The sequence below is a fragment of the Actinoplanes sp. NPDC049668 genome (assembly GCF_044465445.1).
In the GTDB taxonomy this organism is placed as follows: Bacteria; Actinomycetota; Actinomycetes; order Mycobacteriales; family Micromonosporaceae; genus Actinoplanes.
The window spans coordinates 570,520-595,434 of sequence record NZ_JBITLR010000001.1 but is presented as its reverse complement, the minus strand read 5'-3'; the positions used below and the strand labels follow the sequence as shown (position 1 = coordinate 595,434).

At 71.9% G+C, this 24,915-nt stretch carries 19 protein-coding genes and 1 tRNA gene; 12 read left to right on the top strand and 8 right to left on the bottom strand.

The features are described from left to right. Nucleotides 1-12: 12 nt before the first annotated feature. The 4 genes from ACIBSW_RS02695 to ACIBSW_RS02680 are packed head-to-tail and all read left to right on the top strand — an operon-like array spanning nucleotide 13 to nucleotide 4,477. On the top strand, nucleotides 13-771 hold the full coding sequence (locus tag ACIBSW_RS02695; RefSeq protein WP_354725559.1) for an FkbM family methyltransferase: 759 nt from the start codon (nucleotides 13-15) through the stop codon (nucleotides 769-771). Beyond that, nucleotides 768-2,609 (top strand): hypothetical protein, encoded by a 1,842-nt coding sequence (locus ACIBSW_RS02690; RefSeq protein WP_354725557.1) that lies wholly within the window; start codon nucleotides 768-770, stop codon nucleotides 2,607-2,609. The genes ACIBSW_RS02695 and ACIBSW_RS02690 overlap by 4 nt, the downstream gene beginning before the upstream one ends. A 3-nt stretch (nucleotides 2,610-2,612) precedes the next feature. Continuing rightward, nucleotides 2,613-4,343 carry a hypothetical protein gene (locus ACIBSW_RS02685; protein ID WP_354725555.1) on the top strand — a complete coding sequence of 577 codons (1,731 nt, stop codon included), beginning with the start codon at nucleotides 2,613-2,615 and terminating at the stop codon, nucleotides 4,341-4,343. After that, the gene (locus ACIBSW_RS02680; protein WP_354725553.1) at nucleotides 4,319-4,477 is read left to right on the top strand and encodes a hypothetical protein; all 159 of its coding nucleotides are present in this window, start codon (nucleotides 4,319-4,321) and stop codon (nucleotides 4,475-4,477) included. Before ACIBSW_RS02685 ends, ACIBSW_RS02680 begins: the two co-directional genes overlap by 25 nt. A gap of 313 nt (nucleotides 4,478-4,790) precedes the next feature. Here the strand turns inward: ACIBSW_RS02680 and ACIBSW_RS02675 are convergent, their stop codons facing one another. Further along, nucleotides 4,791-5,969 carry a glycosyltransferase family 4 protein gene (locus ACIBSW_RS02675; protein WP_354725551.1) on the bottom strand — a complete coding sequence of 393 codons (1,179 nt, stop codon included), beginning with the start codon at nucleotides 5,967-5,969 and terminating at the stop codon, nucleotides 4,791-4,793. Between the two features lie 106 nt (nucleotides 5,970-6,075). On the opposite strand from ACIBSW_RS02675, the gene ACIBSW_RS02670 reads away from it, so the two are divergent. The 3 genes from ACIBSW_RS02670 to ACIBSW_RS02660 all read left to right on the top strand — a co-directional run bounded on the left by ACIBSW_RS02670 (nucleotide 6,076) and on the right by ACIBSW_RS02660 (nucleotide 14,066). Continuing rightward, nucleotides 6,076-7,866, top strand: a complete 1,791-nt coding sequence (locus tag ACIBSW_RS02670; protein ID WP_354725549.1) for a substrate-binding domain-containing protein — start codon at nucleotides 6,076-6,078, stop codon at nucleotides 7,864-7,866. Next, complete coding sequence (locus tag ACIBSW_RS02665; protein WP_354725547.1) at nucleotides 7,863-12,854, top strand: alpha-(1->3)-arabinofuranosyltransferase family protein; 4,992 nt, start codon at nucleotides 7,863-7,865, stop codon at nucleotides 12,852-12,854. Before ACIBSW_RS02670 ends, ACIBSW_RS02665 begins: the two co-directional genes overlap by 4 nt. 126 nt (nucleotides 12,855-12,980) lie before the next feature. Next, complete coding sequence (locus ACIBSW_RS02660; protein ID WP_354725545.1) at nucleotides 12,981-14,066, top strand: DUF3068 domain-containing protein; 1,086 nt, start codon at nucleotides 12,981-12,983, stop codon at nucleotides 14,064-14,066. 60 nt (nucleotides 14,067-14,126) lie between these two features. Here ACIBSW_RS02660 and ACIBSW_RS02655 read toward each other — a convergent pair whose 3' ends face one another. The 6 genes from ACIBSW_RS02655 to ACIBSW_RS02630 all read right to left on the bottom strand — a co-directional run bounded on the left by ACIBSW_RS02655 (nucleotide 14,127) and on the right by ACIBSW_RS02630 (nucleotide 18,432). Beyond that, a complete protein-coding gene (locus ACIBSW_RS02655; protein WP_354725543.1) occupies nucleotides 14,127-14,885 on the bottom strand; it encodes a hypothetical protein in 759 nt (252 codons plus the stop codon). A 115-nt stretch (nucleotides 14,886-15,000) separates the two neighbouring features. Then, complete coding sequence (locus ACIBSW_RS02650; RefSeq protein WP_354725541.1) at nucleotides 15,001-16,233, bottom strand: type II toxin-antitoxin system HipA family toxin; 1,233 nt, start codon at nucleotides 16,231-16,233, stop codon at nucleotides 15,001-15,003. Further along, nucleotides 16,230-16,526 carry a helix-turn-helix transcriptional regulator gene (locus ACIBSW_RS02645; protein WP_354725539.1) on the bottom strand — a complete coding sequence of 99 codons (297 nt, stop codon included), beginning with the start codon at nucleotides 16,524-16,526 and terminating at the stop codon, nucleotides 16,230-16,232. The genes ACIBSW_RS02650 and ACIBSW_RS02645 overlap by 4 nt, the downstream gene beginning before the upstream one ends. Nucleotides 16,527-16,846: 320 nt before the next feature. Next, nucleotides 16,847-16,918 (bottom strand) — tRNA-Arg (locus ACIBSW_RS02640). Between the two features lie 63 nt (nucleotides 16,919-16,981). After that, on the bottom strand, nucleotides 16,982-17,647 hold the full coding sequence (locus ACIBSW_RS02635) for a DUF305 domain-containing protein (protein WP_354725537.1): 666 nt from the start codon (nucleotides 17,645-17,647) through the stop codon (nucleotides 16,982-16,984). Next, nucleotides 17,647-18,432: a DUF3105 domain-containing protein gene (locus tag ACIBSW_RS02630; protein ID WP_354725535.1), complete on the bottom strand. Its 786-nt coding sequence runs from the start codon at nucleotides 18,430-18,432 to the stop codon at nucleotides 17,647-17,649. Before ACIBSW_RS02630 ends, ACIBSW_RS02635 begins: the two co-directional genes overlap by 1 nt. A 96-nt stretch (nucleotides 18,433-18,528) precedes the next feature. On the opposite strand from ACIBSW_RS02630, the gene argS reads away from it, so the two are divergent. The 5 genes from argS (at nucleotide 18,529) to thrC (ending at nucleotide 24,377) form a co-directional block, all read left to right on the top strand. Beyond that, nucleotides 18,529-20,193 carry an arginine--tRNA ligase gene (gene argS, locus ACIBSW_RS02625; RefSeq protein WP_354725533.1) on the top strand — a complete coding sequence of 555 codons (1,665 nt, stop codon included), beginning with the start codon at nucleotides 18,529-18,531 and terminating at the stop codon, nucleotides 20,191-20,193. 2 nt (nucleotides 20,194-20,195) lie between these two features. Then, nucleotides 20,196-21,581: a diaminopimelate decarboxylase gene (lysA, locus tag ACIBSW_RS02620; RefSeq protein WP_354725531.1), complete on the top strand. Its 1,386-nt coding sequence runs from the start codon at nucleotides 20,196-20,198 to the stop codon at nucleotides 21,579-21,581. After that, the gene (locus tag ACIBSW_RS02615) at nucleotides 21,578-22,888 is read left to right on the top strand and encodes a homoserine dehydrogenase (protein ID WP_354725529.1); all 1,311 of its coding nucleotides are present in this window, start codon (nucleotides 21,578-21,580) and stop codon (nucleotides 22,886-22,888) included. Before lysA ends, ACIBSW_RS02615 begins: the two co-directional genes overlap by 4 nt. A gap of 4 nt (nucleotides 22,889-22,892) precedes the next feature. Continuing rightward, nucleotides 22,893-23,261, top strand: coding sequence for a VOC family protein (locus ACIBSW_RS02610; RefSeq protein WP_354725527.1), 369 nt, complete (start codon nucleotides 22,893-22,895; stop codon nucleotides 23,259-23,261). Nucleotides 23,262-23,327: 66 nt separating this feature from the next. Beyond that, nucleotides 23,328-24,377, top strand: a complete 1,050-nt coding sequence (thrC, locus tag ACIBSW_RS02605; protein ID WP_354725525.1) for a threonine synthase — start codon at nucleotides 23,328-23,330, stop codon at nucleotides 24,375-24,377. 13 nt (nucleotides 24,378-24,390) lie between these two features. Here the strand turns inward: thrC and ACIBSW_RS02600 are convergent, their stop codons facing one another. Further along, entirely contained in the window at nucleotides 24,391-24,891 is a 501-nt protein-coding gene (locus ACIBSW_RS02600; protein ID WP_354725523.1) for a MarR family transcriptional regulator, read from the bottom strand. Between the last annotated feature and the right edge of the window lie 24 nt (nucleotides 24,892-24,915).

Here is a 24,915-nt window from a genome sequence, read left to right as displayed (position 1 = left end):
AGCTGCGACATCATGGTCGGCACCCTGTTCAACGAACTGAGCTCGCGGTTCGCCGCGGCGCTGCCGGCGCGCGCCGTTGGCGCCGCAGTGCGCACCGCGTACCCGCGCGTCGAGCCTGAATTGGCACGGCTCGCCTCATACGCCCCACGCGGCGGCACCGCGGTCGACGTCGGCGCCTGGTACGGGCCCTGGACCCGCGGACTACGCCGGATCGCCGATCAGGTGGTCTCGTTCGAACCGACGGCCGAGCTGGCCGGCTGTGTGGCGGCCGCATTTCCGGACGTTCGGGTAATACAGGCCGTCGCTTCGGATCACAGCGGAACGGCCGAACTTTTCCTGCCGTCCGGTGGACCCGGGGTCGGCACCTCGTCGCTGGAGTACGGCACCGGGGCGTCGGTCACCGTCGCCCGGATGACCGTCGACGAGCTGGAGCTGCGCGACGTGCGGTTCGTCAAGCTCGACGTCGAGGGGCACGAGATGCCGGCGCTGCGCGGTGCCGAGCAGACCATCCGCCGGGACCTCCCGATGCTGATGGTCGAGCTGGAGGAGCGGATCCAGCCGGTGCAGCCGGTGCTCGACCTGCTCGCCGGGTGGGGCTACCGGCCGTACGTCATGCCGGACGACCGGTGGCTGCCGCTGGAGGGCTTCGATCTGATCGGGCACCAGCGCGCCGCGCTCGGCCGGGTGGACCAGAGCTTCGCGCGGCGGGTGATCCGGCCCAAGCCGCGGTACGTCAACATGGTGCTGTTCCGGCCGGAACCGGTCCGGTGACCGCGAACGCCGCGGCCACCGCGCGTGCCGCCCGGCTCGGTCCGGTCGACGCGGTCGCGGCGGTGCTCATCACGGTGAGCGTGCTCTGGCGGGGCTGGATCTCCGACCGTGGCTTCCTCACCACCGACGACTTCCCGATCATCGCCCAGTCCGACGCGTCCGGGCTGACCCTCGGGCACCTGTTCGCGGTCTACAACAACCACCTCATGCCGGCCGGGCGGTTGATCACCTTTGTCACCGAGCGGCTGACCGGCTACGAGTACCGGCCGTACCTCGTGCTGATGCTGCTCGGGCAGCTCGCGGTGAGCGTGGCGCTGTACCGGCTGCTGCGGCTGATGCTGCCGGCCGGCTGGCTGCTGCTCGTGCCCCTGAGCCTGTTCCTCTTCAACCCGATGACCCTCGAGGTCACCGCGTGGTGGGCGGTGGGCATCAACATGCTGCCCATGCAGCTCGCGATGGTCCTCGCGGTCGGCGCCCAGGTCCGCTACCTGCGTACCGGCGAGCGCCGGCACCTGGTGTGGCTCGGCCTGGCGGTCGCGTTCGGGCTGCTCTTCTTCGAGAAGGCACTGCTGGTCGTGCCGCTGGTCTTCCTGGTGACGCTCTGCCTGTACGCGCCGGGCGGGCCGGTGCGCGCGGTGTTCACCACCGTCCGGCGCTGGTGGCCGTCCTGGGTGGTGCTGACCGGGGTCACCACCGCCTACCTCGCCGCCTACGTGCTGATGTCGTCGTCGGGCGCCGCGACGCTGCGACCGCCGACGTCCGCGGGCGAGGTGGGCACGTTCTTCGGCCAGTACTACGGCGAGACGCTCGCGCCGGGGCTGGTCGGCGGGCCGTGGACCTGGCTGGACGCCGCCGACGGCACGCCGCTCGCCGCGCCGACCCAGCCGGCGCGGTGGGTCTCGTGGGGGATCCTCGCGGTGCTGGTGCTGCTGACGATCTGGGTGCGCCGGTGGGTCGCGGTCCGCGCGTGGACCCTGCTGGCGCTCTTCTCGGCCCTGGCCGCCGGCCTGATCGCCGCCACCCGGCTGGGCTCCGGGCTGAGCGGCGTCGCCGGGCTCGTGCCGCGCTACCTGGCCGACGTGCTGGTGGTCGCGGCGATCTGCGTCGGGGTGGCCGTGGCCGGGCTGCGCCGGCTGGACGCCGCCGACGAGCCGGCGGTCGCCGCCGCGCCCGCCCGGCGGTACCCGCAGCTGGTCACCGCCATGGCGGTCGGCCTGGTGCTGCTCATCGCGAGCAGCCTGTACAGCGGCCGGGACTTCGCCTCCGACTGGCAGGTCAAGGCCGGGCGCGACTACCTGAACACCGCGCGGGCCGACCTGGCCAAGGCCGAGCCGGGCACGGTGTTCATGGATCAGCCCGTGCCGGAGGGCGTGGTGCCCGGTTTCTCCTACCCGTGGAACATGCAGTCGCGGTTCTTCGGCCCGCTCGCCGAGGGGCCGGTGTTCGTCACCGAGGCCCGCAAGCTGTCGGTGTTCGACGAGGCCGGCCACATCCGGCCCGCCTGGGTCGACGGCGTGACCGCCCGCCCCGGCTCGCTGGCGGGCTGCGGCCACCGGGTCACCGGCGCCCGCACCGTCTCGATCCCGCTGACCAAGGCGGTGATCGACTACTGGCAGGTGGTGCGGGTCGGCTACCTCAGCGACCGCGACACCACCGCGACGATCCAGGTCGGCAACCACCCCGCGGTGCCGTTCGACGTGCACCGCGGCCTCAACGCGATGTTCCTGCTCATGCTGGTCGAGGGCGACGAGGTGAAGCTCAGCGTCCGCGACCCGGCCGCGAACCTCTGCACGGACGAGATCGAGATCGGCGCGCTGGTCCCACAGGCCGCCGGGTAGCCGGTGCGCGCCCGGCTGGTCCCGCACGCCGTCGCCGCCGCCGTCACCGCGGTGGTGCTGGCGCCGCTGGCCCTGCCCGGGTACGTGCTGCGCTACGACATGGTGTTCGTGCCGCGGCAGCCGCTGAACTGGGAGATGATCGCGCCCGCCGACTCGCTGCCGCGCGCGGTGCCGCTGGACGCCCTGGTGTCGCTCGCCAACCTGGCGGTGCCGGGCTGGCTGCTCCAGCGGATCGCGCTGGTCGCGGTCGTCTACCTGGCCGCGCTCGGCGCCGCCCGGCTGGTGCCGACCGGCCGCACGGCCACCCGGGTGGTCGCCGCGGTGGCGTTCGCCTGGACGCCGTTCCTCGCCGAGCGGCTGCTTCTGGGGCAGTGGGCGCTGCTGCTCGCGTACGCCGCCATGCCGTGGCTGGTCGGTGCGGCGCGCGACGTGCGCGCCGGGCGGCCCGGCGCGCTGCCCCGGCTGACGCTCGCCGCCGCGCTGGCCGCGGTCACCCCGACCGGCGGCCTGATGGCGCTGGTCACGGTCGCGGTGCTGCTGCCGCTGCGGTCCCGCGCCACCGCCGCCGCCCTCGCCCTCGTGGCGGGGCTCAACGCGCCGTGGGTGGTGGCCGCCGCGACCAGCGTCGCCGGCGGCGGCTCCGACCCGGAGGGCGTGGCCCAGTTCGCCGCCCGCTCGGAGAACTGGGCCGGCACCTGGGCGGCGCTCGCCGGCACCGGCGGCATCTGGAACGGCCAGACCGCGCCCGCCAGCCGATCCTCACCGCTGGTACCTCTGGTCACGCTGCTGCTGCTCGCGGTGGCCGTCGTCGGGCTGCGCGAGCTGCGCCGGCGCTGGCCCGGCGGAGCCGACCGGCTCCTGGTCCTGGCCGGCGGCGGGTTCCTGCTGGCCGTCGCGGGCACCGGGCCGCTCGCGCCCGCCCTGGAGTGGCTGGTGAGCCACGTCCCGGGCGCCGGCCTGCTGCGCGACGGCCAGAAGTTCCTCATCCCGTACGCGCTGACGGTCGCGCTGGGTTTCGCGCTCGGCGCCGAGCTGCTCGCCGAGCGGCTGGCCCGCCGGTTCGAGCCGGCGGTCGGCGGCGTGCTGCTGACCGGTGCCGTGCTGCTGCCGATCGTGCTGCTGCCGGATCTCGCCTTCGGCGGCGCGGGCGCGTTGCGGCCGGTGCGCTACCCGGCGGACTGGGACGCGGCGGCCAAGCTGGTCGCGGCCGCGCCGGGCGAGGTGCTGTCGTGGCCGTTCGAGGGCTACCAGGCCTACCCGTGGACCCGCGGCGTGGTGGTGCGCGACCCGGCGCCCCGCTACCTGGACGCGCCGGTCCTGATGAACGACGCCCTGCGGGTCGGCGCGGTGACCGTCGACGGGGAGAGCCCGCGCGCCGCGCGGGCCGCGGAGCACCTCGCCGCCGGCCGCCCGGCCGCGGCCCTCGGCGTCCGCTGGGTGCTGGTACGCCGCGGTACCCAGGCCGAGCCCCCGGCGGGCGTCCTTGCGGGCCTCAGGCTGGCTTACGACGGGCCTAATCTGCGGCTCTGGGAGAACCCGGCGGTGTCCGCCGACGCCGCCGAAACGGCGTCGGTGGCCCGGCGCGTGCCCGCCTTGACGGCGCACCTGATCGCGATAACAATCGTGATCTTCGTTGCCCTTTTACTACTGCGCAATCGGCGAAAGCCGTGGTACCGTCCGCGCACTCACGAATCCGAGGAGAAGCCGCCATGGTCAGTCTGGCCACGTTCATAGCCGCAACCGCACTCGGCGCCGTGCTCGGCGTCGTCGGCGTCGTCGCGACGGTCGGGGCGGTCAGCCCGTCCGCCGACCACGTAGCCGAGCAGTCGAAGATCGATCCGACGTCCACGATCTACGGCGCGCGCTGATCGGCACGGCGGTTCACCTGGGGGTTGGGCGGCAACGGTCATCCCCCAGGTGAACTACCGCGTGCACGGCCCCGCGGCCGGCACGGGTGACCCCTCGCCTGAAGAATTCGGCTTTTCGTACTGCTGCTCCCGCTGATCATCAGCGGTTGAGCCCTGCGGCGGCCTTTTCCATTTACTGCACGGCCCAATTCAGCCTTTTCTCGTGGCGCCCGCATTTGCGTGAGGCCACGCCGCGCCATTCCCAGGATGATCAATTACCGGGCGGCCGGAATGGGGCGACCTAATCGCCTGAAGAATTCGGCTTTTCGTATTACTAGACGCGCTGGTCGGTCAGCGGCTGTGCCACCGCGGGGAGCTCTGCGGCCACCACCCGGTGGAACGCGGCTCCGCTCATCGCCCAGGTGAACTGCCGCGCGTGGGTCGCGGCGGCCGTGCCCATCGCCGCGCGCCGCGGCGCGTCCAGCACCAGCGAGCGCACGGTCTGGAAGAACTCGAACTCGTCCTCGACCAGCATCCCGGTCTCGCCGTGCGCCATGGCGTCGACGACCCCGCCCGCGGACCGGAACGCGACCGAGGGCGTGCCCCGCGCGCCGGCCTCGACGATGGTCAGCCCCCAGCCCTCCTTGAGCGAGGGCAGCAGCATCAGCCAGGAGCTGCCGAGCAGCTCGTGCTTCTCCTGCTCGGTCACGAACCCGGCGAAGCGGACCCGGTCCTCGATGCCGAGGTCGGCCGTGAGCCGGTGCAGGGGCTCGTCCCACCAGCCGTGGCCGGCCACCACCAGCTCCAGCGTCGGCAGCTCGGTGGCCAGCAGCGCGGTCGCCCGCAGCGCGAGCTCGACCCGCTTGTGCGGCACCAGCCGGCCGAGCACGACCAGGCTCGGGTGCGGCGTTCGGGGCGCCGGCGCGCCCGTGACCTCGGGCGTTCCGTTGTGCACCACGGTGATCCGGTGCGGGTCGACGCCGAGCTCGGCGAGCTCGCTTCGGCTGGACTCGGAGACCGTGACGTACCGGCAGTTGCGGTAGACCCGCACGGCCACCCGGGACTCGATCCACCAGCCGATCCGCGCGACCCAGGGGCCGAACACCACCGGCCACTGCTCCCGGTGCACGTGGTGCACCAGCGCGATCACCGGCTTGCGGGCGTACAGGCGGCTCAGGAACGGCATGCCGTTGCCGACGTCAACGATGAGGTCCGGCCGGCCCAGGCGGCGCCGGGAGAGCGGGCCGAATCCGAGAGCGCCGGCCAGGTAGACCAGGGCGGCGAGGAGGTAGACCGTATGCCGCCCGCCACGCCTTACGATCCGTACCCCTTCCGGGGTAGTCTCTTCCGCCGGTGCGGTGCCGTGTGCCTGGCACAGCACGGTTACCCGGCAGCCACGGCCGATCAGTTCGGCGGCAACCGACTCGAGATAAACCTCAGAACCGCCGCCTTCAGGATGCGTCGTGTCCCGCCAGTTCAGGAAAAGGATGTGTCCAGCGCCGGCATACATCATTTGTCTACTCGGCCCACCCTACTAGCGAGTACGATTCGCGATCGCGTCACACTAGGGCAACCTCGCGGTGATCCGCAACGGTGAAGGTGAAACAAAGGAGAAACGCATGGCCGATCGGGGCGTGCTGGCGCGGCCGGAATTCTGGCCGGTCGCGCTGCTGAGCGTCGCACTGGTCGCCGTGCTGGGTGGCTGGGGTACCGCCACCTATCTCGACCGCACCCGGCAGGTGCCGCCGTGCGTCGAGCGGACCACGCTGCGGGTCGCCGCGGCGCCGAGCATCGCCCCGCCGGCCCGGGAGATCGCCCGTCGGCTCGTGCTGCGGGAACGGTGTCTCGACATCCTGGTCGAGGCCCGCGAGTCGGCGGACGTGCTGCGCGATCTGGCGCGCACCGCACCCGGCGGCGTCGGCGCGGCCGCCACCAGGACGCCCGCCTCGACACCCGCCTCTAAGGCCGCCGCCCCGAAGGTTCCCTCGGCCGCACCCTCGGCGGCGGGATCGCCGTCGCAGCCGGGCGCGACCGTCGCCGGCTCCGCGCCGCCCGACGCCTGGCTGCCGGAATCGACGCTCTGGCTGCGGCGGGCCCGCGCGGCCGGCGCGTTCCAGGTGCCCGCCGACGGGGTCTCCGTTGCGGGTACCCCGGTCGTGCTCGCGCTCGACAGCCGGTCCGCGACCCGGCTGGGGTGGCGCAACCGCAGCCTCGGCTGGACCGGGCTGGTGGCCGCCGCCCAGCCGCCGCTGCCCGTCGTGCTGCCCGACCCGGCGACCAGCCCGATCGGCTTCGGCGCGCTGGTCGGCATCCGTTCGCTTGCCCGCTCGGCCCAGCCGAACGACGCCGCGGCCGGCGCGGCGGCGACCATGCGCCGGCTCGCGCCGCGCACCGCCTCGATGACCGGCGAGAACCCGCCCGCGCCGACCGGGCCCGGCGCCGACGAGGCCGCCGTGGTCACCACCGAGCAGGCGGTCCTGCTCGGCGGCGTCAGCGGTCGCCGCCAGGTCGCGGTCTACCCGCCCGCGGGGGTGCCCGGCCCCGACTACCCGTACGCGACGCTGACCACCGGCCCGGGGCGCGAGGGTGCCACCGCGCTGCTGCGCGCGCTCCTCGCCACCGAGGGCACCACCGCGCTCACCCGCAACGGGCTGCGCACCCCGAAGGGCGGGCCGCCGGTCGGCATCCCGTCCGGCACGGGGATCCGCACCGGTGCGTTGAAGCCCGGGCGGCTGCCGGGGGAGCCGGACGCCCTCGCGCTGCTCAACGCGTGGGGCGGCGTGCACATCAGCGCTCGGATGCTGGCCGTGTTCGACACCTCCGGCTCGATGGGCGCGAAGGTGCCGGGTTCCACGGAGACCCGGCTGTCCGAGACGATCAAGGCCGCGCAGGGCGGTGCGCAGCTACTGCTCGGCACGACCGAGCTCGGCGTCTGGGAGTTCTCCAACGACCTCGACGGCGACCGCGACTACCAGGAGGTCGTGCCGGTCGGACCGATCGGGCCGCGGCGCGCCGAGATCGTGGCGGAGCTGGGCCGGATGAAGGTCAAGCCGAACGGCACTTCGGGCCTGTACGACACCACGCTGGCCGCGTACCGTGACGCGACTCGTAACTGGACCCCGGGGCGGATCAACATGGTGCTCGTCCTCACCGACGGCAAGGACGACAACGCCAGCGGGATCAGCCGCGCCGAGCTCATGCGCCAGCTGGGCGGCCTGGTCGACCGGAAGCGGCCCGTGCCGATCCTGTTCATCGGCATCGGCCCGGAGATCGACCCCGACGAGCTCAGGCAGATCGCCACCGCCACCGGCGGGCAGGTGGCGCTGACCGCGAAGCCGTCCGGGATCAAGCAGATCTTCTTCACCGCGCTGGCCGAATTCAGCTGCCTGCCGCCGAAGTGCCGCCGATGACCGCCACCGCGTCCGCTCCCGCGAAGTCGAAGGCGAAGGCGAAGTCGAAGGTGAAGGCCAAAGCGAAGGCGAAGACGGGCGCCCCGCCGGCCCGTTCCGGCCGCCGGCACCTGGGCGCCGTCGCCGGCGCGCTGGTGCTCGTCGCGCTCTCCTTCCTCCAGCGCCCGGGCCGCATCACCTTCGACACCAAGCTCGACCTCGCCGAGAACCCCGTCGGTTTCATGGCCCGCGCCCTGCACCTGTGGAATCCGCAGGCCACCTCCGGCGAGCTGCAGCAGCAGGCGTACGGCTACCTGTTCCCGATGGGGCCGTTCTTCGCCGCCGGTGACCGGCTCGGCGTGCCGCCGTGGATCACCCAGCGACTCTGGTGCGCGCTGCTGCTGTGCGCCGCGTACTTCGGGGTGCTGCTGCTGGCGCGGGCGCTGCGGATCGGCACCGAGCCGGGGCGGGTGATCGGCGCGCTCGCGTACGCGCTCGCGCCGCGGATGCTCACCGAGATCGGCCCGCTCTCCTCGGAGATGCTGCCGGTCGTCGCGCTGCCCTGGGTCCTGCTGCCGCTGGTCGCCGCGCGCCGGATCGGCTCGCCCCGCCGCGCGGCCGCGCTGTCCGCCCTGGCAATGGTGTGCATGGGCGGCATCAACGCGGCCGCCGTCGTGATGGCGCTGGTGCTGCCCGGGATGTGGCTGATCACCCGGCGCTGGGACCGGCACCTCGCGAAGCTCGCCGCCTGGTGGTTCGTCTGCGTCTCGCTGGCCGCCGTGTGGTGGATGGTTCCGCTGCTGCTCTTCGGCCAGTACAGCCTGCCGTTCCTCGACTACATCGAGTCCTCGACGACGACCACCGCGGTGGTCTCGCTCTTCCAGGCCGTCCGGGGCACCAACCAGTGGGGCGGCTACATCGTCCAGGGCGAGGCGTGGTGGCCGTCCGGCTGGATTCTCGTCGACCACCCCGGGCTGATGATCGCGACCGCGCTGGTCGCCGCCGTCGGCCTGACCGGCCTGGCGCTGCGCGGGCTGCCCGAGCGGCGGTTCCTCGTGCTCAGCGCGCTGACCGGGCTCACCCTGCTCACCATGGGCTACGTCGGCACGCTGGACAGCCCGGTCGCGCCGTACGTCCGCGAGCTGCTGGACGGCCCGCTCGCCCCGCTGCGCAACGTGCACAAGTTCGAGCCGGTGCTCCGGCTGCCGGTCGTGCTCGGCCTCGTGTACGCCGCGAGCCGTCCGCTTCGGCTGCGGTGGCTGCGGCTGCCGTCCGCGCCGGTGGTCGCCGCGCTGCTGATCGCCGCGGCGGCGCCCGCCTGGCTGTTCATGCTCCGCCCCGGGCCCGGCTGGTCGGAGGTGCCGAACCACTGGAGCCAGGCGACCGCGTGGCTCGCCAAGGACCCGCAGGCCCGCACGCTCGTCGTGCCGGGATCCGGCTTCGCGCAGCACACCTGGGGCCGTACGGTCGACGAACCGATCCAGCCGCTCGCCGGCGCGCCGTGGGCGACCCGGCACCAGATCCCGCTCGGCTCCGAGGGCAACATCCGGGTGATGGACGCCGTCGAGCAGGTGCTCGCGCAGGGCCGCGGATCGCCGGCCCTCGCCGACTTCCTCGCCCGGGCCGGCTACACGTACCTGCTGGTCCGGCACGACCTGGACCGGGCGGCGTCCGGCGCACCGCCGATCGCCGTGGTGCGCCGCGCGGTGGCCGGCTCGCCCGGCCTGGTGCCGGCCGCCCAGTTCGGCCCGCGGGTCGGCGCCGGCGGCGCGGCGCCCAGCCCGGTCGACGCGGCGGTGTCCGTACCGTCGATCGAGATCTTCAAGGTCGACCGCCCGGTGCCGGTGGTGTCCGCGAGCAACCTCGCCGACGTGCCGGTGGTCAGCGGCGGCCCGGAGGGACTGCTCGGCGTGCTCGAGCAGAAGCTGATCGACGGCCGGCAGCCGGTCGTGCTGGCCGGCGACGCCGACGGCGCGCTCGGCGCGCCCGAGTTGGCGGGGCCGCGGATCGTCACCGACGGGCTGCGCCGCCGCGAGCTGAACATCGGCCGGATGCGCGACAACGTCAGCCAGACCCTCACCGCGGACGAGCAGACCCGGCTGGGCCGGGTGCGCAGCGACCTGCTGCCGTTCGCCGCGGCCGGTCACCAGACCGTCGCCGCGTACCAGGGCATCCGGTCCGTCGACGCGTCCAGCAGCGCCGGCTTCGCCGATTCGCTCGGCGCGACCGACCCGTCCGCCCTGCCGTTCGCGGCGCTGGACGGCGACCCGGCGACCGCCTGGCGCTCCGACCCCTACCAGTTCGGCGGCGGGCAGTGGCTCGAGGTCATGCTGGACACGCCGCGGCGGGTGTCCGAGGTGACCGTCGACTTCGCGGACGACCTGCGGGTCGCCGCGCCCGTCGGCGTCGTGCGGGTGACCACCGACCAGGGCGTCGTGGACCGCCCGGTGCCGGCCACCGCCGGACCGCACAAGCTCGCGACGCTGCCCGGCCTCACCTCGACCGTACGGATCACGGTGCTCGGCCTGCGCCAGGGCTACTACGGCGGCATCGCGCTGCGCGAGCTGGGCATACCCGGCGTCACCGCACAGCGCGGGCTGCGCGCGCCGGCCGACTTCGGCGACGGCACCACCCCGGTGTACTCGTTCGACCGCGCACCCCAGCAGCGCGGCGCCTGCTTCCCGGCGCCGGGCGGCACCCACTGCGACCAGTTCCTCGCCCGCGCCGGCGAGGAGCCGCTGGGCATCGACCGGTTCTTCGCGACGCCGGTGGACGCCGCGTACGACCTGCGGATGACCGCCTTGCCGCGGCCCGGCGGCACGCTGCCGCTGGCCCGGCCGGTGACCGCGTCCGCGTCGACCGTGCTGACCGGCGACGTGACGGTCGGCGCGCACGCGGCGGTCGACGGAGACCCGGCGACGGCCTGGCTCGCCGAGCCGACCGATGCCAACCCGACACTGCGCCTGAACTGGGGCGTGAAGCGCACGATCGACCGGTTCCGGCTCGTCGTGCCGGCCGCGCCGTCGGCCGCCCGGCCTACCGAGGTGCTCCTGCGTACGCCCGAGGGTCCGGGCCGGGCCTCGGTGGATCCGGACGGCTGGGTGACCTTCCCGCCGTTGAACACCGACCGGATCGAGATCGTGATCGTCGCGTCCACGCCGGTCGTCGCCGACACCCGCGGCAACAGCTGGCCGGCGCCGGTCGGGGTCGCCGAGGTCAAGGTGCCCGCGCTCGGCGCGCTGCTCACGCCGGCGACCGGCAGCACGCCGCTCGCCGCACCCTGCGGCACCGGGCCGACCGTGTGGATCGACGGCGTGGACTACCCGACGTCGGTCTCCGGCACGCTCGCGGACGTCCGCGCCGGCCACGCGCTGCCGGTGAAGGTGTGCGACGACTTCGCGAGCGAGTCCGTGCAGCTGGCGGCCGGCGAGCACCGGCTGCGCACCGTGCCCTCGGCCGCGTTCGTCGTGGAGTCGGCGACGCTGGTCCGCGACGGTGCCGGTGCCGGGCCGCCGGCCGTGCACGACCGGGCGGTGACGGTCGACCGCTGGGACACCACCTCGCGGCGGGTCACCGTCGCCGCCGGTGCGCAGGCACTGCTCGTGGTGCCGGAGAACCACAACGCGGGCTGGACCGCGACGCTCGACGGTATGAAGCTGCGCGCCGTGCGGGTGGACGGCTGGCAGCAGGCGTTCGTGCTCCCGGCCGGCGCGGGCGGCGCGGTGACGCTGCGGTTCACGCCCGACGAGCCGTACCGGGCCGGGCTCGCGGCGGGCGCGGCCTGCGTGCTCCTGGTCGCACTGCTGGCCCTGGTACGGGTGCGGCGGCGCCGGCAGGCGCTCACCCAGGCCCTCGCGGAGTCGCCGCTGGCGGCCCGGGCCCTGGCCGCACAGCCGCTGCCCGTGCTGCCCATGCCCCGTGCCGTGAACGCACCGGGCGGCGGCTGGTGGATGCTGGTGCCGCTGATGGTGCTGGCGGTGCTGCTCGGCGGCGCGGCCGGTGCATCGCTGCTGCTCGCCGCCCTGATCGTCCGGCAGCTGTGGCCGAGCGCGCTACCCGCCATCGTGTTCACGTGCGCCGGTACGGGCATCGCGATCGCGGTAGCCGGTCGGCTACTGGGCCACGGCCAGGAGTTCGCGTACGGTGCGGCGGTGCAAACCTCCATGCTGGCCGCCCTGTGCGCGGTCGCGGCGACGGTCGCGCCCTCGGCGCGCCGCCCCAAGGGGACCGCGTCGCCGGGCAAGCCGACCGGCGGGCCGGTCATCGAACCCCACCGGGCGACCCTGCGCCGTTCCGTCGGCCTGTTCAAGGCGTTCCTCGTCGAGCAGACCGACCCGGACCGGTTCTACTCGCTGCTCGCCGCCGACTCGGCGCGCCAGCTGGGCTCCTACGCCAAGCTGTCCGGCGCCAGCGTCCTCGACGTGGGCGGCGGGCCGGGCTACTTCGCGACCGAGTTCCGGAACCGCGGCGCGGCGTACCTGGGCCTCGACCCGGCGGTCGGCGACTTCGCCGCCGACGGCGCCGCCGTGGCGGGCATGGTGCGCGGCAGCGGCACCGCCCTGCCGATCCGGTCCGGCTCCGTCGACGTCTGCTACTCGTCGAACGTGCTGGAGCACGTCTCCGAGCCGGAGGCCATGCTCGACGAGATGGTGCGGGTGACCCGCCCGGGCGGCATCGTCTTCGTGTCGTTCACGCCTTGGCTCTCGCCGTGGGGCGGTCACGAGACGTCGCCATGGCACCTGTTCGGCGGCCACCGTGCCCGGCGGCGCTTTGTGCGGCGCAACGGCCGCGAGCCCAAGAACCGTTTCGAGGAAACGCTCTTTGCAATCAGCGCGGCGCGGGCTATGCGCTGGGCGCGCGCCGCCCGCAAGGCGGGCGATGTTACGGTCATCGATGTCCTGCCGCGGTACCACCCCAGGTGGGCGTGCTGGATCGCCCGGATTCCGGGCCTCCGGGAGTCGCTTACGTGGAACTTCACCGTTGTGCTCCGGCGCACGGAAAGCCACTAGCGGCTCAGGCAAAGAAAGAAACCGTTAAGGTCTCGCTTCCCCGTGGTACCCAGTAGTAACATTCCGCCACCCGGTAAGCGAGCCGCCTGCCGAACCCCTTATCTCGTTATTTCTCGTGGAGGCACTATGAGGTCCCGCGTCGTCGGCGCCTTGCTTGTCGGCTTCGGTGTCCTGGCGTTGGTTTTCGCCGGCGGCCTGGCGTTCGTCGTAGCACCACAGGTGGCCCAGCTGCCTTACGACATGCAGCCAACGCAGTCCGTGGCCGAGGCACCCAACGCCGAGTTCCTACAGATCACCAACGGTGTCGCGAAGATCAACACGGGCACCCTGCGCTCGACGATCCGGGTGCAGCCGGACTCGAAGGCGACCGCCGATCTCGAGGGCAAGCTCGACGGCACGGCCCTGGTGTGGGTGGTCGGCCAGGAGGTCGTCCGCACCGACACCAACGAGGTCGTCAGCGCTTACAGCACCTCGCTGGCCGTCGACCGCAAGTCCGGCGCGGCGGTGGACTGGGACAAGCAGTGGCTTGACACCGGCAACGACCGCCAGAGCGTCGAGTACGCGGGCCAGACCTACAAGTTCCCGTTCGGCACCGAGAAGAAGTCGTACGACATGTTCGACCGCGACCTCCTCAAGGCCCAGCCGATGCAGTTCGTGAAGACCGAGCAGATGGGCGGGCTGGAGACCTACCAGTTCACCCAGGAGATCCGTGACGAGACGCTGGAGCTCCCGGCCGACCGCCTCGCGGTGCTGCTGGGCCAGCTGCTGCCGGGTTCGACGACCGCCGAGCTCAAGTACAGCAACACCCGCACGGTGTGGGTCGACCCGACCACCGGTCAGTACATCTCGGTGCAGGAGCGCCAGCAGAAGCAGCTGGTGACCCCGGACGGCAAGTCGGTGACCCTGCTCAACGCGGTGTTCAGCTACACGAACGAGACCGTCACCAAGGCGGCCGACACCGCCAAGAGCAACGGCGACAAGCTGAACCTGGTCGGCGTGACCGTGCCGATCGGCCTCACGGTCCTCGGCCTGATCCTCCTGGTCCTGGGCACCCTTCTGGTGGTCCGGGGCCGGCGGCAGACCGCCGCCGCGGCCCAGGTGCCCGCGCAGCGCAAGGGCGGACGCCACGTGGCGCCGGCGGACGCCGACGAGGCCCCGACCGAGGCGCTGCCGACGGCCGAGCCGGAGAAGTCCGGCAGCAAGACCGACTAAGGCGCAGACCTGAGTAACGAGGACCTCCCGAGCATCTGAGCTCGGGAGGTCCTCGTCGTTTCAGACCTCGCCGAACACGGCGGTCACCAGAGTGGCGGCCTCGGCCGGCGCGGTCACGGTGAACCGCATGCCCGCAGGTTCGACGGCCAGGACGAAGGAGAAGAAGGAACAGCAGGCGAACTCGGCCGCCGCGAGCCGGGCCAACTCCACCGCCACGGCCGGGTCGTGCCCGTAGACCAGCGTGACCCCGCCATCGACGGCCTCCCGCCCGACGGCCCGCCCGATCACCGCCTGCCACTCACCGATCCGCCCCCGCATCGCGTCCAGCCCACCGTCCAACGTGCACACCAGGTCCGCACCCGCACCCGCGGCGTCGTCGAGCAGCGGCAACGCGGCACGCGCCACCGGAATCCGCGGTGCGGTCCGCGCCGACGCCGCCGTCACGCACGCGCAGCCCCCGCCGCAGGCGCCCGCCGTCGACGGCTCCGCCAGCCGGGCAGCGGCCGCCTGCAACCGGGCGACCTCGGCCAGCCCGGCCACGGCGCCGGCGTGTAGATCGACAACCTCGGCGGGCGTCCCCGCCTGGTTCCCGGCGTGCGCCGACTGCACAGCGGCGGCCTGCTCGGTCAACGCGACGCTGCGCTCGGCCACCGCGGCCAGCCGAACACCCACAACGTCCGCCATCCGCGCCTGTGTCGCCGAACAGTCGCCGGTGTCAAGCACCGCGACCAGCCCGGCCAACTCGGCCCCGCCGATGCCGAGCCGCTCGGCCCCGTCGATGACCCGCGCCCGCACGCCCGCCTCAACCATGATCGCCATCGATCCCTCCAGGTCATCGGCGCTTCCGTCCACCCCACCGACGGTAGGCCTGTACCTAGGTACCGAATTCAAGGCCACCACCTGTGGCCCCGATCACACCGTCGATCCGGCGGGATCAGTTGAGGCGCACGGCGTCGATGGTGTGGCTCAAGGTCGACCCGAACCGAGCTATTTCCCCCTGAGCGATCCCGTTGCGGCGAGCGACCGACTCCCAGTTCTCAGCGGCCTCCGCCACTTCACGGAGGACGGCGCGCGCCTGGCTATCCGTCAAGCCGAAGTTCTCCGCGTACGCGAGAAGTGTGTTGACCTCTTCGGCCGGTCGGATCGCTCCGCCGACGCTGGTCACACGCTGCGCCGCGAGCTCCGGGTTGGGGTTGACGTCGAAGGCGGGGGCCAGCCTCCAGCCGGAACCGCGACGCAGGAATCCATGATTGCGAAGATGGTCGTCGGTGTTGTGGATGGCTATGGAGAACGCGATACGTCGCCACAACTGACGGAGGTCGTCGACGGCCGCGGAGCTGTTCTCGGGCAGCACCTCGGCGATCTCGGTGTAGTCGCGAGACTGCCCGTCCTGCGCCTCCAGCAGCGTCATTGCGCTGATGTATCCGACGCGGTGTGTGCCCTCCCGGTCGAACCGGTCGAGCAGGAGCACGGGGCTACCGTCGATGCCGACCAACCGCCTTCCCGGAACGGAGATCCCCGCAACCTCCGCCAGGTCGAGAGCGGTCTTCTCCCACGCGATGACGCTCCATCCGTCGGCGTGGTGGGGAAATTTTGCGATCATGAGACGTTCGTCGTCGCGCACCGATGCCTTGGGCCGTGCCCCACCCAGTGAGCCTGTCCCCGCATCCAAGAGCGTCTTGATCGCGTCCAGGTTGTCCGGCTTGTCGCGGGCGACAGCGTTGGCGGCATGTAACAGTGCGGGAAGGGCGATGAGCTGCGGTACCTCCGACGCCGGGTGCTGGAACTCGTCACCGCCATCGGTCTTGAAGCGCAGTGCGCCCTGCCGGGTCTCATCGCTCACTCCGAGCAGGTAGTCCCGGTCGTCCAGGGTCGGTGCAGCCCGACCCTCGGCGACGGCCGAGGCGCGAAACCGTTTGGCGATCAGATTCCGTCCCCACCGGTCGGGCGCAGCGTCGCTGAAAGCCCCCGGCAATCCGTGAGGTAATGGCCAGGAACCCGTTGCAAGACGGAGGGCAGGATCGATGGCATACGCACCGGGCAACGCGATGAAGTCGCGATCGTAGGAGAAGGTCGCCGTCAGCCGGCCTCGCCGAAGGTTGAAGTGGGCGTCCCCAGCGGCGACGGTCCGACCGCCCAGTTCGACATAAGTACGGAGGCGGCTCACTGACGCACCCGTTTCGGCAGCGTCTCGTCGGCCCGTGCGCGACCGAGGTCTGTCTCATAGGGATCCGTGGCTGTCACCAAGGCATCCAGAACGCCCAAGGCCCGGGCGACGCTCAGAAATGCCTGCAGGCCGACACCGGTATCTCCGGTCTCGACCCGGCGCAGCGTGTTCCGAGATATCCCCGCCCTCTCGGCAACCTGGACCGCGGTGAGCCCCTGCAACTTCCGCCAAGCCGTGAACTGCTCCCCGATACTCCTGGCCGCGGCGCCAACCCGCACAGAGGGACGAGGCATGGCCACTCCTTCAAATACGGGGCAAGACACTGACCACTATACGACTTAACGCTCAGAATCATGACCCTTACCGCACAACCCCGGACACGCACCGGCGGCACACGACGCGAAGCGGCGGTGCACGAAACGCAGTGGTGGTGCAGGACATGTAGTCGTGTTGCACAACGTGTAGTGGTGATGGGGGGCGAAGCCCCTTCCAGCGGAAGACTCACGCAGACCAACCACTACACCGTGGGGGTCTGGGGGCTCGGGCCCCCAGGCGAAATGACGAGGCCACCAGGTTCGCGCTTCTCAGCGAACACATGGTGGCCATGGACTCGTGCCCCCGGCAGGATTCGAACCTGCGCTTTCGCCTCCGGAGGGCGACGCTCTATCCCCTGAGCTACGGGGGCTCAGCGAGGAAGAGCCTAGCAGGCGCCGCGGAGACCTTGCCAATCGGTTCCGCGGCGCGCCGCCTACTGCAGTTGCTTCAGCATCGAGTCGATCAGGTGGATCTCGTTCTGCTGGCCGCGGACCATCGTTTCGGCCAGCCAGGTCACGTCTTCGTCGTCCGACACTTCCAGGATCTCCTGGGCCATGTGAATGCCGCCCAGATGGTGCTGGCGCATCAGGGTCAGGTACTGGACGTTGAGGTCGTTGCCGGTCGCCGCGCGCAGCGTGGTCATTTGTTCCGGGGTTGCCATGCCCGGCATCAGGCCGTTGCGCACCGAGCCCTCGGCGTCCTTCATCCAGGCCATCGGCGGCTGGCTGCCGCTCGGGCTCAGGTCCCACTCGCGGAGCCAGGACTGCATGTAGCCGATCTGGCCGTGCTGGGTCATGGCGATGTCGCTGGCGAGGGTGATGACCGAGGAGTTGTCCGAGTCGGCGTGGGCGATCATCGACATCTCCACGGCCTGGGCGTGGTGGGTGCTCATGTCGCGCAGGAAGCCCGCCTCGGCCGAGTCGTCGCCGGGTGTGCTCAGGCGGGGGATCAGGAAGCCGACGGCGAGGCCGGCCACCAGGCCCAGGGCGAGCACCACGGCGAGCCACGCCGCCCCGAACCGGCTGCGGCCGGCCGGGGCGGTTTCGTGGTCGTGGGTGTCGGCCGCGTCGGAGGCGCTTGATTCGGCCGAGACCGTCATCAGTTGCCCGCGGGCGCGGCCGCCTGGAGCGGGCCGGTCGTCGTGTTGCCGCCCGAGCAGGGTGCGCCGGGCTCGAGCGAGGCGTTCAGGCGCAGGGCCTTGATGAACTCGTCGATGCGCTCGTCGTTGGCGTCGTCGAGCTTGAGCTGGTAGCCCCAGGCCTGCAGGGAGACGTTCTTGTCGAGGTTGGCGACCGGACTCATCAGCATGAAGTCCTTGCCTTCGACCTTCTCCTTCAGCTTGGCAACCTGGTCGGCGGCGAGGCCCTGCTTGTAGGTGACCCAGACGGAACCGTGCTCGAGGCTGTGTACGGCGTGCTCGTTGGCGATCGGCTCGGTGTAGACGTCACCCATGCAGTTCTGCCACTTGGCGTTGTGCACGCCGCCCACCGGCGGGTTCGTCACGTAGGTCTGCGGGCCGTCCTTGTGGTCCTGCGCGTCGATCGCGGGGTTCTTCTGCGCGCGGTAGTCGACGACGTCCTTGATCGCGGCGGCCTTGTCCTGCCAGGACTCGGGGCCCTTGACCGAGGCGTACACGCCGTACCCGATGATGCCGACCGCGAGCAGGACGACAGCGCCGGCCAGCGCGATCGGGCCCCAGTTGCGGCTGCCGGCGACCTTGACCGGGGTGACCGGCTTGCGGCCCTTGCCGCCGCCCTTGTTCTGCGGGCGGTTGCCGGGCTTGGCCCCGCTGGTCTTCTGCGCGGGGGGTTTGCCCTGGCCCGACGTCTTGTCGACCTTCACGGTGGACGGGACCCGCTCGGGACCCGGGGTGCTCATGCTCATCGTGCCTCGTCAATTCGATGGAAAGGTCGGGCCGGGCCCGCGAGCAGGCCCCGGTATGCCGCCGGGCGGCAAAGTCTACCCGGATAGCATGGCTCAGTGACTCCCGCAGACCTCGCTTCCACCGTTCTCACAGCTGCGCGTGCCGTATTCGTTGCCCGCGGCCTCGACGTCTCGCTGTTGCCCGCGACGACGACGGTGGAGCGACCCCGAAACCCCGAGCACGGCGATTACGCCTCGACGATGGCGATGCAGCTCACCAAGAAGACCGGCGTCCCGCCGCGTGAGCTCGCGGCGGCCCTCGCCGAGGAGCTCAGCAGCCACTCCGGCATCAAGTCGGTGGAGATCGCGGGCCCGGGCTTCCTCAACATCCGCCTGGACGCGGCCGCGGCCGGCGTGCTGGCCCGCGACGTGGTGCTGGCGGGTCGGGAGTACGGCAGTGGTGACCGGCTCGCCGGGCAGCGGATCAACCTCGAGTTCGTCTCCGCGAACCCCACCGGCCCCGTGCACATCGGTGGTGTGCGGTGGGCGGCCGTCGGCGACGCGCTGTCGCGGCTGCTGCGCGCGGCCGGTGCCGACGTCGGCACCGAGTATTACTTCAATGACGCCGGTTCGCAGATCGACCGCTTCGCCCGCTCGCTCTACGCGGCCGCGAAGGGCGAGGCGGCCCCCGAGGACGGGTATGGCGGCGCTTACATCGCGGAGATCGCGACGGCGGTGCTCGGCCAGGCGCCCGACACGCTCGCGCTGGGCGAGGCCGAGGCGCTCGAGGTCTTCCGGGTACGGGGCGTCGAGTTGATGTTCGCCGAGATCAAGGCGTCGCTGGACGAGTTCGGCGTGCGGTTCGACACGTACTTCAACGAGAAGGACCTGCACGACCGCGGCGAGCTGCAGGAGGCCCTGGACCGGCTGCGCGACCAGGGTCACGTCGTCGAGGCCGACGGCGCCACCTGGCTGAGGACCACCGACTTCGGCGACGACAAGGACCGGGTGCTGCGCAAGTCGGACGGCGACTGGACGTACTTCGCCGCGGACTGCGCCTACTACCTGGACAAGCGCAAGCGCGGCTTCGACCGGGTCGTGATCATGCTGGGCGCCGACCATCACGGCTACATCGGCCGGATGAAGGCGATGGCCGCGTGCTTCGGCGACGACCCGGACACCAACCTCGAGATCCTGATCGGCCAGCTGGTGAACCTGGTCCGCGACGGCGAGCCGCTGCGGATGAGCAAGCGGGCCGGCACGGTCATCACCCTCGAGGACTTCGTGGACGCGCTGGGCGTGGACGCCACCCGGTACGCCCTCGCGCGCTACTCGTCGGATTCGCCGATCGACATCGACGTCGACCTGTGGACCCGGGCGAAGAGCGACAACCCGGTGTACTACGTACAGTATGTCGCCGCCCGGACCGCCAACGTGGCCGTGCAGGCGGCCGCGGTCGGGCTGACCCGCGGCGAGCCGGCCGACTTCCGGCCGGAGCTGCTCGTGCACGAGAAGGAGAACGACCTCCTCAAGGCGCTGGGCGAGTACCCGGCGGTCGTCGCCAGCGCCGCCGAGCTGCGCGAGCCGCACCGGGTGGCCCGCTACCTCGAGGACGTGGCCGGCGAGTACCACCGGTTCTATGACAAATGCCGGATCACGCCGAAGGGCGACGAAGAGATCACCGACCTGATGCGGGCCCGCCTGTGGCTGAATGACGCCACTCGAACGGTGATCGCGAACGGTTTGGCGCTGCTGGGCGTCTCCGCGCCCGAGAGGATGTAATCATGCGGGCACACGAGGCCGGGGCGCTGCACGGCGAACTCGGTAACAGGGGGCCGGCCTGGCTGCGTACCCCCGAGGACGTCAACGCGCTCGTGCCGCAGCTCTGGCCGCGGACCGTGACGCGGGCCGGCTCCGGGGCCCTGGAGATCGGCGGCGTGAGCGTCCTCGACCTGGCCGCCGAGCACGGCACCCCCGCGTACCTGCTGGACGAGGACGACCTGCGGGCGCGCTGCCGCGATTTCGCGGCCGCGTTCGCCGGCGCGGACGTCTATTACGCGGGCAAGTCGTTCCTCTGCAAGGCCGTGGTGAAGGTGGTCGACGAGGAGGGGCTCTTCCTCGACGTGTGCACCGGCGGCGAGCTGGCGGTGGCGCTGGCCGCGGGCTTCCCGGCCGAGCGGATGGGCTTCCACGGCAACAACAAGTCGACCTCCGAGCTGTCCCGGGCGCTGGACGCCGGCGTCGGCCGGATCATCCTGGACTCGTTCCAGGAGATCGACCGGCTCACGGCGCTGGCCCGGGAGCGCGGCCTGCGGCCGAAGGTGCTGGTCCGGGTGACCGTCGGCGTCGAGGCGCACACGCACGAGTTCATCGCGACCGCGCACGAGGACCAGAAGTTCGGCTTCTCGCTGGCCGGCGGCGCCGCGTTCGAGGCCGCGATCCGGGTGATCGACGAGGACGTGCTCGACCTGTGCGGCCTGCACTCGCACATCGGTTCGCAGATCTTCGACACCTCCGGCTTCGAGGTCGCCACCCGGCGGGTGCTCGCGCTGCAGGCGCAGATCCGCGACGCCCGGGGCATCGAGCTGGCCGAGCTGGACCTCGGCGGCGGCTTCGGCATCGCGTACACGACACAGGACGACCCGTCGCCGGCCGCCGACCTGGCGAAGCGGATCAACAAGATCGTCGACGCCGAGTGTGCGGCCGAGAACCTGCGCCGGCCCAAGCTCTCGATCGAGCCGGGCCGGGCCGTCGTCGGCCCGGCCGTCTTCACCCTGTACGGGGTCGGCACGGTCAAGGACGTCGACGGCATCCGGACGTACGTGAGTGTCGACGGTGGGATGAGCGACAACATCCGCACCGCCCTCTATGACGCCTCGTACTCCGCGACGCTGGCCGGCCGGAGCTCCGACGCGCCCCCGATGCTCGCCCGCGTCGTGGGAAAGCATTGTGAATCCGGGGATGTTGTCGTGAAGGATGAATTCCTGCCCGCTGACGTGCAGCCCGGAGATCTTCTCGCCGTACCCGGTACTGGTGCGTACTGCCGGAGTATGGCCAGCAACTACAACCATGTGCCCCGGCCGCCGGTGGTCGCGGTTCGAGACGGTGTGTCTCGCGTGATCGTCCGCCGGGAGACCGAAGACGATCTGCTCGCATTGGATGTGGGATGAGTTCTGACAAGCCCGCGGTTCGGCTGGCTCTGCTCGGTTGCGGCACGGTCGGCACCGAGGTCGTACGGCTGCTGCACGAACAGGCCGAGGACCTGACCGCCCGGATCGGCGCCCCGCTGGAGCTGGTCGGCATCGCGGTGCGCCGGCCGGGCCGCCAGCGCGGCGGTGACATCGACCCCGCGCTGTTCACCACCGACGCGCTCGGCCTGGTCAAGCGCGACGACGTCGACGTGGTGATCGAGGTCGTGGGCGGCATCGACCCCGCCCGGAGCTGGCTGATCGAGGCACTCAGCGCCGGCAAGAGCGTCGTCACGGCGAACAAGGCGCTGCTCGCCGAGGACGGCGCGACGCTGCACGACGCCGCCGCCGAGGGCAACGCCGACCTCTACTTCGAGGCCGCCGTCGCGGGTGCCATCCCGCTGCTGCGCCCGCTGCGCGAGTCCCTGCACGGGGACAGGGTCACCCGAGTCACCGGCATCGTGAACGGCACGACCAACTTCATCCTGTCCTCGATGGACGCCAGCGGGGCCGGCTTCGGCGAGGCGCTCGACGAGGCGACCGAGCTCGGCTACGCCGAGGCCGACCCGACCGCCGACGTCGAGGGCTTCGACGCCGCCGCCAAGGCCGCCATCCTCGCCTCGCTCGCCTTCCACACCCGGGTCACCGCCGCGGACGTGTTCCGCGAGGGCATGACGGGCGTGACGGCCGCCGATGTGGCCAGCGCCAAGGAGATGGGCTGCACGATCAAGCTGCTCTGCATCGCGCAGCGCGGGCCGGACTCGACCGGCAACGAGTCGGTCAGCGTGCGGGTCCACCCGGCGATGATCCCGCGCAGCCACCCCCTGGCCAGCGTCGGTGACGCCTTCAACGCGGTCTTCGTCGAGGCCGAGGCCGCGGGGCAGCTGATGTTCTACGGCCGGGGAGCCGGGGGTACGCCCACCGCGAGCGCGGTGCTCGGCGACATCGTCGCGGCGGCGCGCAACCGCCTCTCGGGCACCCGGGCGCCGAGCGAGTCCTCGTACGCGCACCTGCCGATCCGGCCCATCGGCGAGGCGGTGACCCGCTACCACATCAGCCTCGACGTGGCCGACCGCCAGGGCGTGCTCGCCACCGTCGCGGGCGTCTTCGCCAAGCACGAGGTGTCCATCGCGACGGTCCGGCAGTCCGGCCGGGACGAGGACGCGACGCTGGTGATCGTGACGCACGGCGCGCCGGACGCGAACCTCGCGGCCACGGTGGAGGACCTGCGTTCGCTCGACATAGTCCGGTCGATCGCCAGCGTTCTGCGGGTCGAGGGCGGTGTCTGACCCGATGCTCGATCATGTGGGCATTCAGTGCGCGGACCTGGCCGTCAGCGCCGCGTTCTACGACGTGGTCCTGGCCCCGCTCGGCGTGCGCCGGCTGATGGACTTCGAGGTGGCGATGGGCTACGGCGTCGACCGGCCCGACTTCTGGATCGGCGTCTTCGACTCGGGGCAGGGCTTCCGGGAGTCGCACCTGGCGTTCCGGGCGGCCGACCGGGCGGCGGTCGACGCGTTCTTCGCGGCGGCGGTGTCGGCCGGCGCCGAGGTGCTGCACGCGCCGGCCGTCCATCCCGAGTACCACCCGGACTACTACGGGGCGTTCGTCCGGGACCCGGACGGCAACAACGTGGAGGCCGTGTCCCACGGTCCCGCATAATGGGCGCCTGGTCTCGCTATTCGGCGGGCTGAGGCATCCTTGAGCGAGTCGGCGGAAGGAAAGACCATGTGGCGGGGATTGATCGAGGCGTACCGCGACCGGCTCCCGGTCTCGGAGGCCACCCCGGTGGTCACGCTGCACGAGGGCAACACGCCGCTCGTGCCCGCGCCCGTGCTCTCGCAGCGGACGGGCGCTGACGTCTACCTCAAGGTCGAGGGCGCCAACCCGACCGGCTCCTTCAAGGACCGCGGCATGACGATGGCCGTGTCCAAGGCCGTCGAGGAGGGGTCGAAGGCGATCATCTGCGCCTCGACCGGCAACACCAGCGCGTCCGCGGCGGCCTACGCGGCCCGCGCGGGCCTCACCTGCGCCGTGCTCGTGCCGAAGGGCAAGATCGCGCTGGGCAAGCTGGCGCAGGCGCTTGTGCACGGCGCCAAGCTGCTGCAGGTCGACGGCAACTTCGACGACTGCCTCGCGCTCGCCTCGAAGCTGTCGCAGGACTTCCCGGTCTCGCTGGTCAACTCGGTGAACATCTTCCGCCTGCACGGCCAGAAGACGGCCGCGTTCGAGATCGTCGAGTCGCTCGGCCGCGCACCCGACATCCACTGCCTGCCGGTGGGCAACGCGGGCAACATCGCCGCGTACTGGATGGGTTATCAGGAGGACCACGCGGCGGGCAACAGCAAGATCCTCCCCAAGATGTACGGCTTCCAGGCGTCCGGCGCCGCGCCGATCGTCAACGGTCAGGTGGTGCCGGAGCCGTCGACCATCGCCACGGCGATCCGGATCGGCAACCCGGCCAGCTGGACCAAGGCGCTCGACGCCCGGGACGCCTCGGGCGGCCTGATCTCGGCGGTGACCGACCGGGAGATCCTCTCGGCGTACCGGCTGCTCGCTCGCGAGGTCGGCGTCTTCGTCGAGCTGGGCAGCGCCGCGAGCGTCGCCGGGCTGCTGCAGCAGGCCGAGGCCGGCCGGATCCCGGCCGGCGGCATGGTCGTCTGCACGGTGACCGGCCACGGCCTCAAGGACCCGGAGTGGGCGATCAGCACCGCGCCGTCGCCCACCACCATCCAGAACGAGGTGCTCGCCGCGGCCCGCGCCCTAGACCTGGCCTGAGCCCGGGCCGAGTTCAGGCCGGGGCCGCCGCCTCGTCCGCCGCGGCCTCCTCCGCTGCCGCTGCCGCGGCCTCCTCCGCCTCCTCGGCCGCGACCCGGACCATTGCGTGCAGGCCGTCGTGCACCGCGCGCAGCTCCTCGGGGGTGAGGCGGCGCAGCAGGCGGGCCTGCTTCTCCAGCCCCGCCGTGATGATCTTGCCGATCATCTCCGCGCCGTGCCCGCTCAGGCTGATCCGGCGTACCCGTCGATCGTGTGCGTCCTCGGCCCGGACGACCAGGTCGTGCGCGACCAGGCGGTCGACCATGCCGCTCATCGTCGCCAGGCTGACGCCGAGCAGGCCGGCCAGCTCGCGCCCGGACGTGTCGCCCATCCGGTAGAGCAGCAGCAGGATCTTCAGCTGCGGCATCGTCAGCTGTGAGGAGAAGAGCGGATCCGACCGGTCGTGGGCAAACAGGTGCTGCAGCCGTTCCTGCGCGCCCATAATGTCCGCGATGAGGCGTTCATTTTCGGTCACTGCACCCCCTGTGCATTCCTTGCG